Annotated in this window: 5 protein-coding genes; 1 reads left to right on the top strand and 4 read right to left on the bottom strand. The window is 50.5% G+C overall.

What is annotated here, in order from left to right; translation table 11 throughout:
- Positions 1–23 precede the first annotated feature (23 nt).
- Complete coding sequence (locus tag ASD58_RS16710) at positions 24–695, top strand: hypothetical protein (protein ID WP_057262305.1); 672 nt, start codon at positions 24–26, stop codon at positions 693–695.
- 107 nt (positions 696–802) lie between these two features.
- Here the strand turns inward: ASD58_RS16710 and ASD58_RS16705 are convergent, their stop codons facing one another.
- From ASD58_RS16705 to ASD58_RS16690, 4 genes are all read right to left on the bottom strand, one after another.
- Positions 803–1,825: a hypothetical protein gene (locus ASD58_RS16705; RefSeq protein WP_057262304.1), complete on the bottom strand. Its 1,023-nt coding sequence runs from the start codon at positions 1,823–1,825 to the stop codon at positions 803–805.
- 161 nt (positions 1,826–1,986) lie between these two features.
- The gene (locus ASD58_RS16700; protein WP_082565465.1) at positions 1,987–11,256 is read right to left on the bottom strand and encodes an RNaseH domain-containing protein; all 9,270 of its coding nucleotides are present in this window, start codon (positions 11,254–11,256) and stop codon (positions 1,987–1,989) included.
- Between the two features lie 3 nt (positions 11,257–11,259).
- Entirely contained in the window at positions 11,260–14,595 is a 3,336-nt protein-coding gene (locus tag ASD58_RS31280) for a hypothetical protein (RefSeq protein WP_156401320.1), read from the bottom strand.
- Positions 14,588–15,931, bottom strand: a complete 1,344-nt coding sequence (locus ASD58_RS16690) for a hypothetical protein (RefSeq protein WP_156401319.1) — start codon at positions 15,929–15,931, stop codon at positions 14,588–14,590. The genes ASD58_RS31280 and ASD58_RS16690 overlap by 8 nt, the downstream gene beginning before the upstream one ends.
- Between the last annotated feature and the right edge of the window lie 8 nt (positions 15,932–15,939).

Below are 15,939 nucleotides of genomic sequence, written 5' to 3'. Positions count from 1 at the left end.
GAAACGTAAATCGAAAGACCTTAATGAGTATAGGATTTAACCTCCATCTGAATGGAAGCAAAATCAAGGTGGAGCCGGAAGAGCTTGCAAAATACGCCGCTGCTAAGGGCCTGGAAGAGTTGATTCCAGGGCGCTATAGCTCGTTGTTCGTTTTTAACCTGATGAATCTCGAACGGGTTTTCCTGATCGATGCTTCCCCTGTTATCAAGGAGATTATGCAGCTGGAAGGTCTTGGGGACGGGCTACAAATGAAACCTGCGACGGAGTTTCGAGGCTCTCAATTGAAGGGCCTATGGCACCAGCACTTTTTTGTAGTTCATCCAAGCGCGATGGCCCACAACATTCAGAATCATCTTGGCAAGCATGGTTTAGAGAGACTCGTGGCCAAAATGCTACCGCTTGGGGAAGTGGTGACCGAAGCTGCGTTGAATGCCTTAACTAATGCGATAGTTACCGAATCTCTCGAGAAGCGGGCTAACGCGCAAAAGCTGACCGGTGAATGGATCGTCTTCGCAAAGCAGCACGGAAAAAACTACTATCTTTCGATCGAGACGCATCAGCAATCTGATGAGCGTGTGGCAAGCAATCTACGTATTGCTTGCCTACCTCAATTTCCATTTCTGTCGGAGTACCTAACTCCGCATTGCTGCGGCAGCCCCAATTCATTGCATGGTGGAACCGGGCAGCAACGATAGATCATGCCGCCGACGCAATGACTTGGTCGCTGTAGCCTATGCGTATGAGGTTTCCAAAATCCCTTCATGCCATAACAGAATTTTGCTTCTGCGCGAACAGTGGTGACCTATTCGCCCAATAGAATATCCATCTCGCGGATCATCTTTACGACATCGTCACTTCTTGGTGCACGGAGGTGAGCGATTTCATCACGAACCTTTTTCACATATCTACAAACCAAGATAGCTCGCTTTTCATGGTCGGTGTCGCCAAAAAGCGTACCTTTGTTCGAAAGTCCAACGATATTGTTGTACTCAAGTTCGTCAATATCGACTTGCCTGCTGTAGCCATCTCCGCGAACAATTTGAAGCTTTCCATTGTTTTGTGCCGCCAGACCATCTAGCTTTTTTTGTAGGAAGCGAATCACGTGCTGCCTTCGTTCTTCCATCCATGGTGTGAGGATCTTCACACATGAACGCCAGTAGCGCTGATCGATGCGTCCGCGAGCGCCTTCTTTTACAAAGTCGCCACCACTTTTCGCCAAGTATGTGTCGTGTAGAACGTGCGTCTCCCCCCCAGGTCTTTTTGAGCGGCATCCACGCTCCCATAACCCGCTACGCCAGCGGTCCTGTTGCTCGTTCTCTAGCGTCTCAAGGTGATCGCGGATAGAGATGAGCCGGAGGTCATCCAATTCCATTAGGCGCTCTGCAAACAGTACATCGAAGCCTGCAAATTCGCTAATGATGGACTTTAAGAGGCGGGTTGTACCTGGACCACCGCGACCTACCATGCGAAGCCCCACATAGGCATCCATTTCGTCGGCAGAAAGGCCTCCGTCAAAACTAATGATCTGGATGTCCTCCGCCCCTTCATCCTCAAGTCCAGAGTCATTCAGCGAAATTACGAGTTTGACGTTGCCATTTGTGTCTTTAGAGGCAGTCATAAATTCCGAGCCGTACTGCTGGCAAAGCTCCAATGCCTCACCTCCTACGGCCTGAAGAATGATTACTCGCTTCTCGTGATGAATTGTCGCCGCAAGCTGCCCGGCCGTCACTCTTGATTGCTTAAAATGGTGGCCGATATCAATTGCAATGTCGCTTCCCGAGCGGATGGTTAGCGAAATAACGTCATCTGAGTAGCCGTCTTTCAATCCTTGCTCCACTCGTTCCCAAGTCCCAGGTACGACTTCATGGGGCAAGTTAATTGCAATAAGACGTGACATTTGCATTCGCGAGGCGATCGCGGCTACGAATTGCCTTGGCCCTGGCAGAGACCAATATAGTTGGGCGTCTACTCTGCTCATCTCGCGGCCTACTTCTTCATCAAGTCAAGAAACAATTCAGGGACCTCCCAGCAATTCTTAGGACCCTCCTGGACCAGGCCCATCCAGAGCAGGTAGTCAAACATCTGAGTTGAGATCTTGCACTCATGCATAGACTCCTCAAGTCCGCCACCATGCTTGTCCAAGCCATTGATGATATAAAGGAAATCCTCCATTTGCGTCTTCCTCGCCTCCAAGAACGATTGAGGAAGTCCGACGTTTAGATAGAACGTGCTGAGATCCGGCGCAATTTGCTTTTGATGTGTAGCAGGCATTCGCAATGCTTGCTCCAGGCTGAGAGTGGAAGTGCAAAGTTTAGAAAGCTCCCGGCCGAAACCGCAAGTGGCTTTGAGTAATGCGAATAACGCTTCTCGCGAATCCGCAACTGCGAGATTTTCCCCGCTTTCGCTAGTTCGCAAATAGACAGCATCTTCGGTCCATGGTGGTACCGGAATGACGCGCCAGCCGCGCTCGGCATCCGATCCTTGCGTGAGCAAAGAATTGGGATCTTCAAGAGATAACATTAGATCGTAGGCTCGAACTGTATCGGCCAAAAGCACTATGCGAGCAGACTTCTTCTTGGCAACAGAAACATATTCCTTGATCTGGTCGATTTTCCAACCAGCAGGACGTACAACTAACATGCGGCCGACGGATGCCGGCGGCTTACGACGCAACCTGTCAAGCTCTTCGATTGCCGCACCCGGACCGATGCCAGGTACTGGAATGACCGAACAATCATCGCGAAGCTTCCAATCATGACGCTCCATTTGAACTAGTTCATGAAGGCCACTCATCGCATTACCCGCTAAAATCACTAGCTCACCATCAGACGGATCCATTTGCCTACGAATCCAAGCCATTGGCATTGGGAATTCCCGAGCCTGGCGGTTGTGAGTCATCTTGATGCGGCGCTCGCCGTGGTTTCTGATTAGATCCGGAGGGTCTCGAGAAACGTCATCAAGGAGCGCTTTAATTCGTTCGCGATCACCAATCATCATTGCAATTTGAGGATTGCGTAGAACGTAACGCGTGCCAACACGTTCAACTACATTCAGTTTTGTCATTTCGTCGAGTAACGCCTCATAGACTCCGGACGATACATTCTCAAACCGCTGGCCACCATACACTTCGCAATAATCACGGATATCGCTGACCAGTAGGCCCTTATAGTGACCTGTATCGATTTCTGTGTAGTAGGCGTCCGCCAAGGCGAGGGCAATGACCTTATACCGCTTATCAAGGTCGAGGTTATATTCAAACTTTCGCCGTAAGTTGGTTAGCAGTGCACTATCAGCCTCCACTGCATCTAGATCGGCAGCAGTGATGAAAATTGGCGGTTTTGTTGTTTGCCTGTTATTTTGCAGTTGGTCGACAAGCCGTTTGCAATAAAGTTGAACGAAGGCGGGGTAGAAGTTACAGACTGCAAGAATGCGCAGAGGTAAGTCTTGAGCCTCTTCGTTGAAGAGGTATCCCATCGCAGCTAGAGGTTTGGTTATCAAACGAATGCCTCGACCAATGTCATCGGAGGTCGAAAAAGGCTTCAAAGCGATAGGATCCGCTTTCCCAAAGACCGTATTCTCTTCATTCGTCATTCGTGTAACGTTATGAAGACCGGTGATCACAGCACGAACTTGACAGACATGGGCCAGATCATTGATGAACTGAACCAGAGTTGGCATAAACGCTGCCTCACCATGACGTACCTTAAGTTCGCGGCCCATAAGGTTATCGGCCTCGTCAATCAAAAGATACAAGGACCTGACGTCTGACTTGTTCATGAGTCCTGCTTCAATGTGCTTGCGCACTTGTTGCCAGTCCCGTGCAAGCGAAGGCATGGGGGGCACAATTTTCCGACGGGCGAGCTGACTACAAATGAATTCCCAAGCAGATAGCACATGATCGCCAATAATATCAACGGTTTGCATCGATATCAGTACAGCACGATGGCCAGTTTTTTGATTTTCTTCGTGTTCAATTTGCGCAAGTAGAGAAGATTTGCCGAGACGCCTGCCGCCATAAAGAACGGCGAGGCTCTTCACATTACGCAGCTTACTCAACTCGTCCTGGCGACCAAAGAACATTTCCGGTGGTACTGGTTGGGAATCATAGTCATCATACGGATTGGTCGAATATGTGAGCACTCCAACCTTCATCAATGACTGGAAGCGTTCATTCGGATGCAGCGCCATGTAAGCGATCAACTCGTCATCAACAATAATTGCGGGCTTGCTACTGGTGAGCGCAGCCCTTTTTGCCATCCCGAGTTTAGTGCGCGCAAAAATAAACGTCGGGGTCGAGCCGGTTTCCTGGAGCACAAGCTTGAGGTCGTTGTCGCTGACCGCGCCATACATGACATAACCTTCGATATGCAGCCCCCAACTTCCTAACGAAGGAGGGATGAAAAGAGGTTCATCAGCAGTTGTTGGGAACGCAAAAGCGCGCTCCACGAAGCTCAACTTGCCTCGAGTTGGCCGGCCAGATTCGGGGAAAGGCGCCGGTGCATGCGGTAGTCCCATTTCGCGGAACAAACGATCGACTAAATCGTGATCCGTCAATGCACGTTGCTCGAAGAGTTTTGCCCAGAGTTCAATGAGGGTTTTCGCCGAATTTCGCTGTTCGATATCAAGAGCGCTAAGCCAAGCTGGTTCGGCATCACTTTTTGCAGTTTTCAGAACAAGACTCAATCCATCAAGGAGCGGCCTATTGGCTGTGACGTCATGAACATCCTTCATGAACTGCTCGTATTCGTTCGCCATGTCGAACGAAGCGCTAAGTGCATACGCCGGTAGTTTTCCGCTTTGCTTCAATATACCGAGGGCGTCATGAGCTGTTCGTAACGTCGCCGCGTTATTTGATGCGAGCATTTTTCGGACGCGATCAATGTCTGCCTTCAAAATGCTGTCATTGTCAGCCACTTCATTGAGCTCGTTCACCAACTTCTCTTTCGCAGCTTCGAGCCTGCTTTCCAACGGATTGAGTACGAAAGTCCTTAGGGCAGCGCGCGCTTGGGCGAAGTCAGGATACGCAATCGAATCACCATCACTATGTCCGATTGTCTTCTCTTGCCTGACTAAAGCGAGTAGCTCTTCGATATTGCGCTGCATCTGATTCGTTTCTGCTTCAACGGGAAGCGCTGATAACGTCATCGCGTGCGTCAAGCGTTGACGAGCATCTTGCAGTTCCGCCTGCAGTGCGTTCCGCTCAAGGTTGTACTTCTTCAGCAAGTTGCCTCCAGGTGGAAGCATTGACTTGATATGACGCTCAATGAGGAACGCGGGTAGAAAGCGCTTTGCTTCGACATGACGCTCAAACGCATCGCGCAGCGCCGAATCTACGTCTTCTCCAACCTCCTTAGAACTTAGCGTTAGCGATGCATCAGCCCAGTGCGAAGTCTCCGCCAAAACCTCAGCTGGCGAACAAAGAGATGGATGCATTCCATCTTTGGACCCCATCGCCGGCATCAGATCACGTCCCAACGGAAGCTGGACTAGAAGCCTCTGTTTGTCATTACTAATACATACCTCTGCGTCTGAAGCATCGTAGAGCTTTAGCACACAGGTCATAGCCTTGATCGCTGAAAAGGCAAAAAGTTGTTCGACTGCGGAGCTAAGTTTCATCGAACGAATTTCTACTATCGCTTCATTCAGTAATGAGGCGAGCTTAGAGAGAAAGTCGTTCGTGTCCCTAGGAAGCTCACTTTTCTGAGATTTGCTTCGATCCACATGTGCAAGGTATTCCTGAATGAACTTACCCGTGATTTCGATATTCTCAATTACTTGAGTTCGATAAGGGCCCTCAGTTTTTCCCCGATCTCCTAACTTCTTCCACATTTCATCCAGAGTCGCTGATGCCTTCTTGAACTTGGTGTGGGCTTCGTTGAACAAGGTGCGAACTTTCAACGAATCCCCTTTCGCCATCGCCGCGAGGCACGCGCCAATTGGATTCTTGGGGCTGAAGATATCCTCGTGGAGCGCTTTGAACCCTTTGTGGTTGAAATTCGAATGAATTTCATGCGAGGTCTTCCAGTTTTCTGCCCGCTTTTGGCATCGGTCGAGCTCTCGCTGAATCGCTTGCTTGTCACCGATTCGAGAAGCAACAAACGCATCACGCGTCAAAACAAAGCCACGCTGCCTGATGGTGTCGAGATGCTCAACTAACGCCGCAAGCGCTTTATGCTCTTGCAGCCTGGCGCTTACCGCGTTCCCTATGCGCCAATTTACTTCAGAGTCATCAAATAGCATGTTTCCAATGCCGGCAGCCAGAATTCCAAGTGCCATAGGTGCAGGTTCGCAATGCGAACTTGCCGGAAGACGTTCGATAGACAATAAAGAACTCAACTCGTCATTGAGGCGCTTGTCGAAGGAGAACATGCAGTCCATGCCATCAAGGGCGCCAACTAAGGCTTGGAGGATCGTGTACTGTGCATCCAAGCGCTCATCACCCACTTCCTCTACCATGCGTCCTAAGGCTGCGACATGAACAGCGGCCAGACCGTAAAGACGTTGTTTAATTAAACGATGCAGGACTTCAGCGTAATGATCAAAGTCTTCGATCGAAGCAATCGGGGCTGGCGAGGACTCTACTTCTTCATCCAATTGGGCCGGATGAACATGAAGCTCTTCGTTCTTCGGAGCGGCGAGTTTGCTCAAGACATCGTTTGAAGATGGCGCATCCTCGTGCATTGGGGGGCGATGATCGATGGCTACTTCAACTGCGGGCTCAAGTTCCTGAACATCGTTTTTTTGGGAGTTGTCGATAACCAAATTGGAAGTTTCGATTGTGGCATCGGGTTCATGTTCAACGAAGGGGGACTCGTTAGGCAATATTGGAGCCGGCTCTATGTCTTGGTCCGTACTCGCGTCCTCACCAGGAACAAAGAGTTGGAAGCAAGTGCTATGCGTTAACATGGCATGGATCTTTTCCAGGTGCCCCACCAGCTTTGCCTCAGCATCGGCTTTTTTTGCCATTGCCAGTCGACGCTCAGCTAGAGTATTGGCGGGCTGGCTGGATTCATAGTCTACCTGTGAGCGAAGCGATTCAAGTTCTACCAAAGCAGATTCGATGGAAGTCAGTTCCTGGTCTATCTGGTCGGCGGCATGGGCTGAAAGGATCTTAGGGTGAACATCGTCGATCATGAGTTCTACACGCTCGCCAATCAAACTATCGAGAAGCCGTACCTGGCGGACCACCAGTCCTTCGATCCTTTGAGTTGCAGCGGACTCAGCAATTCGAGCCTGCACAATTTCCTCATGTATAGAGCAAAGTCCATTTAGAGTCTGGTGGATGATTTCGTAAGTTTCTTCGAAGCCGTCAGTGCCTGGAGATAGAGCTTCGATCAATTTAATCAGATTATTTTTGGCGGACATGACTGGATCGTGTGAAGAATTATCGGACAAAGCAGTTGTTCGAATAGCCTGCGGTGTGGTCGTAGCGTCGAACGATTCCGAGCTGCTTTCGCTACTAGTATGGAAAAGTCGATTACCGGGATAGTTAGGGCGAACATTGATAGATGGGAACTTGTTCAGGTTGCCCTCATATGCAATGAATTCTGCGACAGCTTTGATACTCTCAACGTAGTACGTCAAGGCATCCCAGGTGCGTGGACCTGGAATACAAGAGACGTTGTCCATTACGGCATCCACCCAAGCGGGGTCAGTCCATTGAGACACTGTGAAGATCAGCCAGCCGATTAGCTTATCGTGATTAGTGGCGCAGGCCCATTTCGTAATTTCGGCGATCTCTTGGCTGTTCATTCCGTAGGGATCAAAGTTCTTGCCATCGGCGAGGCTTGGAATGTAATCGCGAGAGATAAGATCAATCATCGGTCTGAAAGCTAACGTGCCGATATTTCGCGTGATAGTCCAAAGCGCCAAGCAGGACTGAGGGACGACAAGAAATTGTCCTAGCCAGGCTAAGAAGGAGTCATCAGCTGGCTTCTTAATACCGCTGCGCACGTAGCCATAATCCAGCATGAAGTCCCAACTCCGACGAGCTGGCTTCTTGGAAATGGGATTTTCTGTCGATAACGCAGACGGCAAGTCAACCCATGGTGGTGGCAAAACACGGACTCGAACCGTCTCGTGTGGATTCGTGACTCCTGAAATTAGTCGATGGTATGCGCGAAAGAGTCGCTGCTCTTTCGCCGTAACCACCATTAGATGAGCGGGACGGACGGTCTTTACCTGTTCAAGAAGTTGGTCCTTCAGGCCCTCTAGTTCCTCCTCGTCAGATATTGATGCGAAGGTATTCTCAACACTGATGTCGAAGTCCTTTTTACCTCTCTCCGTGGAAGGAGAGTAGTCTTCCGTGGGCTGATGGACCGCTAAAGGTGCCTCGTCGGATGCCCTGTTTTTTTGTAGGTCGTTTCCAATGACCTCAGCCACCACATCTTGAGAGACTAGCGTCCCTTCAGGCATTACAACTTCGTTACGATCTGGTGTGTCAGGAGCATCGCCTTCGTCGGCATAGCGAATGATATAGTCATCGACTTTTCGTCTGAAGAAAAGTGGTGCGGGAAGCGCAGTCCAGTCGTTGTAATGTGCATATCCGAGGCGTAAGCCAGTCACCATGGCCGCATATGAATCTGGCGAAGCACCTTCAGGGCATGTCATTACTGTGATGTCCATTGGCGCAGGTAAGGCAGCATCAATCGTCGCCGCCGCCTTACGATCCTGCGCAAAGAACCCGGATCCAACGTTCTTCATACGCATCATCTGGCGATAACATGAAAGGCCACGCGGAATTTGCACTGTTTTTGCATATCCCATTGACGCAATGAAATGACGCTGTTGCGACGAGTCGTTGGACTTAGGCGAAACGATTTCGACGATGTTTCGCTCCGTCGTGTAATAAGATTCTGCCGTTTGCTCGCCTAACTGATCGCGTGAACCATCTGGAAACTGCTTCCAGGCTTTGAAAATGGAGGTTTTCGCTCCCCTTAATGACATCGTGTCGTCGCCGCGACGGAGGCGGATGAACGTCATCCCTCTCAACTTCGTGAGGGGTAGTGCATCTAACATTGGAGGACCAAATGTCAAGTCCTCGTCCCGGATGCCTTTCCACAGTCCCGATACTGTTCGCCAATCGATCATTACGACTGCGTTGGGATCCTCGCTTTGCACGGCAACAAGTTCATCGCGAATTACACTGCTAAAATTTGCTCGTAGCCAGCGATCATCGCTTTCTTGAAGCGTGCGCATACGGCCGATCCAGTTTAATCCGGAGGATAGAGGCATCCATTCAGTTACCTTGTTTTTGCCGGATCGGTAGACGATGCGAATTTCAGTAATTCCGGTGCTCACAATTAGTCTAGTGAGCAGAACAAAGCAGACGCTGCTTTCACCGGACATTGCTCGAGCACGGGATCTGATGGCCTGAATACCATAGATTGATTTCGGCGTAGCCGTTGGCAGCAACCCTTTGATGAAATCCTCTACTCCGAAAACCACCCCGGAATGCGCTAACAAGACATCTAGTAAAGCACTCTGCAATCGATGAACAAAGTTTTGTTGTTCGTCAATGTCGTCCTCAGACTCCATTGGAAGGACATAATGCACATTAGCGTCGATCAATGACATGGCATGTATGCCGGCATAGTAATTCACCGGGTCTTCAGGCTTGTTGTCATAGCGATCACGTGCACACACCAGGACAATGGTTGGGCGCTCTTTGCTCTTTTCACGAATGACTCGAGTATGCGGTTCCCACGCCGCTACCCGCTTTTCGAATCTAGCGCGAGCAGGAAGACGCTCCGTGCCGTCCAAATTTATCCTTAAGCCGTGAACGTTTGCAGGCATGGGTTCATGCACGAAGTCGATGGCATCGCCGAACAACAAATTGGCGGCGCGCTGGGCTAGACTTGCCTCATTCGCTTGTCCACCAATCATCCAAACAATCGGCTTTGCCGTAGCGCGACCAAGCTTCAATGCCAGAACGTTTTGGTTACGATAAGCATCTATACGCTCATCACGTGAAACGATCGCCCGCTGCGCAATTTGATCTTCTGGGTCATCCTCGTCCGGATCAGAATTGAGAAGACCAGCCCCTGCAACGCCGAAATCTGCCATTCGCAGCATTTCTTGTAATGGCCTAGCCAATGATTGCGACCGACGAATTTCACGTACCGCTATGGGCTGTTCTGTGACAATCGGATTCAGGATCTTCGCTACAGTCGTTAGCAGATCAATCTCGTCGCTTTCGAATACGGTGCGAGGTGACAGGGATGAGAATAGCGAAGGCAATTCTGGGAGACCAACCCACCAACCTATCTCGGGGTTGAATTCACGTTGACTGATTGCCGATTCAAGCGTGAGCGGAAGTCTTTCGTCGGAGGCTCGGTACAGTGATGCATACTCATCGCCAAAAGTCCACCGTTCATCTGTCCGTCGGATTGAAATTGGCGTGACTGGTCGTCCGGTTGCAATCACGTAACCGAGAACACTACGCGGCATACTCGCATATGCTTTTGGCGTTTTCCGTGCCCAGACGCGCTTCATCGCTGTCACAGATAAATAGACGTCCTTTGAGTAAGGCACACTACTTATCCTCACTCGGGCCACCATTGAAAACATGTCGCGCCCTGAGGCAAATGGTCGAGTCATAAGTTCGACCATGCTGCTACCTGGTTCGGAAAATGCGACCACTTCACATGGTCCTAATCCTTCAAAAAGAACTTCTCCAGCGAGGCGCCGACCTAGCACTTGCGCCACTAGCGAATAATTGGGGCGACCATTGGTTGTTACATAGGGACGTTCAGGCGTTTCAAGGCTGACATCTGCGTAATCAATTGCCTTCAACAGCTTTGCCGCGACTTCACCAATGCCTTTGGCCTCAGCCCAAGATAAAACGTCATCGATAAGCCAACGACGAATGGTCTCACTGAATTCTTTGCGGATCAGTGAAGTTTTCCCAAGGTCATCTTCAGCGGCGTAGGAAGAAATTTGAACTGCGGGTGGAGACTCTCCCGAAAGTGCTGACGTCAATCCAAGATCGCGGTCGACCCCGATTACGCTGCCGATGGAATCAAGTGCGACGATCATCGACGTGCGCAACGATGCGATTGGAAGATTCAGCTTTGCCTCTTTTGCGGCTGTGCGTAAGGTATCAAAAGCCTGTCGCATTTTTCCGCTGAGGCGCACTTCAAGTAGCTGAATTTTTCCGGAAAGCCAGTCGGGTGAGATTCGACGACCGACAAGGATCGGTTCGCGCTGTCGACTATTATCGACGCGCCGCCATACGATTTTTTCTTCAGTGGTCATATCTCAATGGCTTTTTGCTGTAAGTAAATTGGAAATCGCGCCCAATGGCACTGCGAAGGTCTGATAAAGCTGGTGATAGCACTCGCGGGTCGAAGGCTCTGGGTGATTGAGGCACTTTTCTAGGATTGTTTGCATCATTACCAGCATCGAAGTACGCTCGGTGTCGGCAATGCCTTTCGCGGAGTTTGGTGCCCACGCTGCGTCCACAAAGTAGACGAAGGCGGGGCAGTCTCCTCGCATTGCGCGGCCTATTGTTTGCAAAATTATGATCATTTGATCTGCTACAAATGGTTCGGCGAACTTTCCAAGTGCTTGGGCAATGAGCGGCATTCGTAGCAAATATTCCGCCATCGAAACGGCATCTTTGCGAGCACTCCGCAAGGCGCTCAGCGCGTCACCAGTGGAGCTAAAATTACGAGAGTCAAATTTCTCGGAGGCCTGCCCAACAAGACCTTGAATTAGTTGAAGGCTATCACCACGAGGGTGAGGGCGCGTAAGGAAGAAAAGTGACCCGATCATCGCTTTGTTCATTCGAGGGCCATCGTGAAATACGATGTTCACGCCGCGTCCGATTGCACTCATTGGGAAAATGAGCAAGTCCCAACCTTTGTCCCCGCCTAGCTGTTCCACCTCGGCTGCGGAAATTGCATGCTCATCTATCCTGCCGTGAATTGTGGCCTTTGCTAAATAACGAACTCGACCGCGCCAAGTCGGATGCGCGGTTGCGATGTGCTTGTATATGCTTTCGCATTGGTCATACGAATTCACAATGAACGCCGCTCTTCGATGCTCTCCTTCAATTACATCATTCTCTGATATTGCAGTAGCAACATCGGATAATGCTCCGCCGCGAAGTAGCTCGTCGACGATAGATCGCAAGATCGCGTCCCTCTGCGAAAGCTTGGAACCACTGAAGCGCAACGGCGATGTTGGTTCCTGCGGATTCATCTTTGGGAAGAATGTATATCGGGACTTATCCCACCCCGTCCCCGCGTTCGGTCTCTGCAAAACGTAGTGAGGCCCCATGGATATGTGATAGCTGGGGCTTTGCTCTAGCATCGATGTCGCACTTGTAAGCAGAACCGCCATTTCGCCTCCGGCCTCCTGAGACAATCGCATCATCCTATCCGGTAAAGTTCGGGGTGTACCGAGAAAACCAACATGCGAAATGTCGACGTTTCCCTCATCGCTTAGCGTATATCGGACTCCACTTAATCGACCAATGAGCGACTCTGGAAGCGCTGCTAACTGATCGCGTGATAGTCGAGATTCGAATACCCCGTCACTAACTAGTCCCTCGGCGTTCATTAAGCGCAAATGTGGTGCGAGACCAAAGTGCTGTAGAACTACGAGGGACACAGAGGTAAGGAGCGATACGCACGCGAAGAAAGTTTCGTCGTCCAATGGCGAATTCAGGGATGGGAAGGATCGGAAAACAGCGGCGACCCCATGAATAGCGGTATCGTTGCCATCTCGCTCCCAAACCTCAAGGGCGGCTAAGAGTCGGTCATGGAAATCTTGAGCGATAGCCGCTTCGATGTTCATGATTGCTGCCGAATTTTCGATTACGCGACCCGTATCACTATCGTCTTCATCATCTTCCGCTAGGTTCTCGTGACGGAATGCCACGCGCTTGATTGCCGAATCCCAGATACGTTCAAGCGCTTGCCGCAACTCGAAGTGTCGATCGCTATCAGCGTCGCTGTCATTTTCGTCCGGATACATGTCCGCGAGAATTGATAGCGAGGTTAGCAAAAGGTTGGCATTATCCTTGCGAAATTGAGGTGGGAGGTGTGTAATGCGACCTACCAGACGTTCCGAAGCTCGACCAAATCGGCCTGTCATTTCCAGCAATCTTGGGAGAGTCTCTCCGGCCACGAATGCGTTGCTTCCGCCGGCTGCTGGTTGATGAATGTCGCGGATTAAGGTGCTCCAAAGAGAATCGGAGTCGCCTACCAGTTTCATGACTGGTGTACCACGATTGTCCAAACTATTTTGAGCTCCGTCACACTCATCGATTACGAGAACATCAAACGTCCTGGATATGAATTCAAAGTGCCGCAGGTCAAAATCCGAATACAGACGAGAGACTGATCGATCCATCGAAAGTACGTGGCCAGCCCATAGGCGCGCATTTACAAGTTCGCGTTCGGAATGCTGGTAGCCACAGACAGATGCCAACGCGCATCTGTGAGGTTTGGCTCGTTGTTTAGGTGCTTCCTTTTGAAAAATGCTCGAGCAGGGAGGCGCATTATGAGGAAACAACGAGTCCTCGTTACTCGAAAAGCCGGCCAAGGCACAATTGGTCGCGAAGAATCTCGCCGTCGATCGAGTGACTCCAAACCCCTTGTTTTGATTCGCCAATGAACTTGCAAAATTTAGTACGTGGCGATTCCGCGATGTTTCGCCTTGCCCAGATAGAAGGCCAACATTAATACCGTAGCGGTTAAGAGTCTCGATGAAGTTCAGCGCGACTTCAATGGAAGGGAAGAGGAAGCAGGTCGCAAAATCGTTTTCTGCCAGGTATCCCGCTAACAAGTAATTAAGCGTTGTCTTGCCTGATCCGGGCAAGCCTATCAGATGCTTTAGGTCGCGTAAGGTAATGCCGTTTGAACGGACTAGGCCGGTGGCTGATGGCTCTAATAGTACAGCGGTAGGAGTGCCCGATAAGTCGTGAAGTCGCCTGAACCAACGCCGCTCACCGGGCTGCTGCCGGCCGGCTAATAAGTCGATCTCGTCGAATTGGTGAGCTACTTCGATCAAATCGTTCCATGCAATGAAGCCGGGGGCCTTCCCAACTCTAGTCAACTCGTAAAGCGGCGGCTCAGGCGGCGTGAAGCCAAGTGGCTCAACGTATCCGGCATATCCACCTTCAACGTGCACTTCTGCGGAATCAGATGCGAGGTGTAGATTCGCAAGAGTGCGCCTACGAATCGGAAGAGGTGTGCAAAGTGCCTGTAGCGCTTGAGTAACGTCATCCGGAACAAGGTGTTGCCATTGCTTTTCAATGGATAGGTTTTCATCTATTACAAAGCGCTGTTCAACGTCGTTCTTAATCGTTTCACCTCGGCGGCGTCGAGCAGACATACGACGATGGTGATTTCGATAGCCATCCGCCATGAGCATCAACTCCCGAATCGTACCGGGAGCCAGCCCTGCCATTCGGATATTGCGAAGTGCCTGAGCTACTTCAGGGGGGAGCGTTCTTCGAATACTTTCAAAACCTGCAAGCAGGGCTGGCATATCAGCAAGCGTGTCGGTATTCAGTAGCTCACTTGCGATTAGGCAGAGGTAATTGATCCTATCGAAGCCTACATAAGGTTTTAGGTATTCACGCATCTGCGTGTCTCTTCTTGAAGTATTCGATTGCTTGGCCAACGGTCAGACAGAGAATGTTCTTGCGATCCATGGCCAACTTCAACCGATCGATATATGAGGGTGTCGCTTTGAGAATCCAATCAGGTATAACCAGGAGTTTGGTCTCGTAATGCGCAAGTCCACCAATGCTGGCTTTGAATTTTCTGCCCAGTGTTTCGGGGCTTGTGTAGCTTTTTAAATCAATGCCAATTTCACCTATGGCGATATCCACTCGATCACGATCGGGATAAAGTTCAACGGTAAAGCTCATCGCTTTGAGAGTGTCAAACAAACGGACTTCATCGAGACCTGGCTCGATCCAATACTGTCGGATACCGCGATTGGCTCTAAGAATGTCGGACGCATTTGCGGTACTTCCCTGTGTAGCTGGATTGGAGATTGCACATGCCGTTGTCCGGCACACGAGTCCCGCCTTACCCTTTTTCATAGCGTTTCCGCAGTGCGCACAAATCGGAACGGTTCCGTCGATCTCCCATGCGCTAGGTACAGGTTCATAGAATTCTTGGTTGAGTAACATCCAAATTTGGAGATGGATTTCATTACCAAACTTACGGAGTTCCTCACTGGAACATACTGGATGGCGAACGACGAATTCCCTTGTTCGGGTGTAATACTCGTTCGCGATTGAGGTAGGCTGCTTGCGTAAAAGCTCAAGGAACTTGAGGAAAAGCTGCTCCTCGAGTCCGGCACTCAAGCCAGTAAATTTCTGAGCCAACTCTTCGGCTTCTACAGTCGGAATTCCATCTTCGCCATGGATAAGATTCGTTCGCCCTAGACCAGCGGCTCTGACCTCGGGGATGTCCAGCCAGTGGTCAAATGGAAGGGTACAGCGCCAAAGTAACTCGTGAATCTCGGCGCCGTGGTCAGGAAGGCCATTTGAGAGGCAAGCCTTTGACACGAGCGCCATTGCATTTCTATCTTCTTGATTTAAGCCGATGGGAATACCGGGGAGCCTACTAATCCCCGCCACCATAGCGCCATCGATAAGTGAAGCCCTCGCTTTGCGCACAACCATCCCAGCCAAAGCTGGGATTAGGAGCGCACTTGTTTCGGCCTGTTCGACAGGCTTGGAAGCCGGGGACGATGAAGATTCAAGAAGCGAAGCAATGGCGTCCTTGAGGCATTGTGGCAATGCGCTGAAGCCCGTAGCTGTTGTGGGCAACCGGTAGGCCTTAAAGGATTCAGTGTCGACTCCAAGCATGCTGGCTAATGCATCCCAAGTAAGGCCGGGATATGCAACCGACAGCTGCTTTTTTGTAGCAGACAACCATGCTTTTTGGCTTTGTCCGTCACCCATGACGCTTC

Origin of the sequence: Duganella sp. Root1480D1 (assembly GCF_001427305.1) — a bacterium.
Taxonomy (GTDB): domain Bacteria; phylum Pseudomonadota; class Gammaproteobacteria; order Burkholderiales; family Burkholderiaceae_D; genus Rugamonas.
The sequence above is the reverse complement of the archived record's forward strand: the minus strand, read 5'-3'. Positions and strand labels throughout refer to the sequence as shown.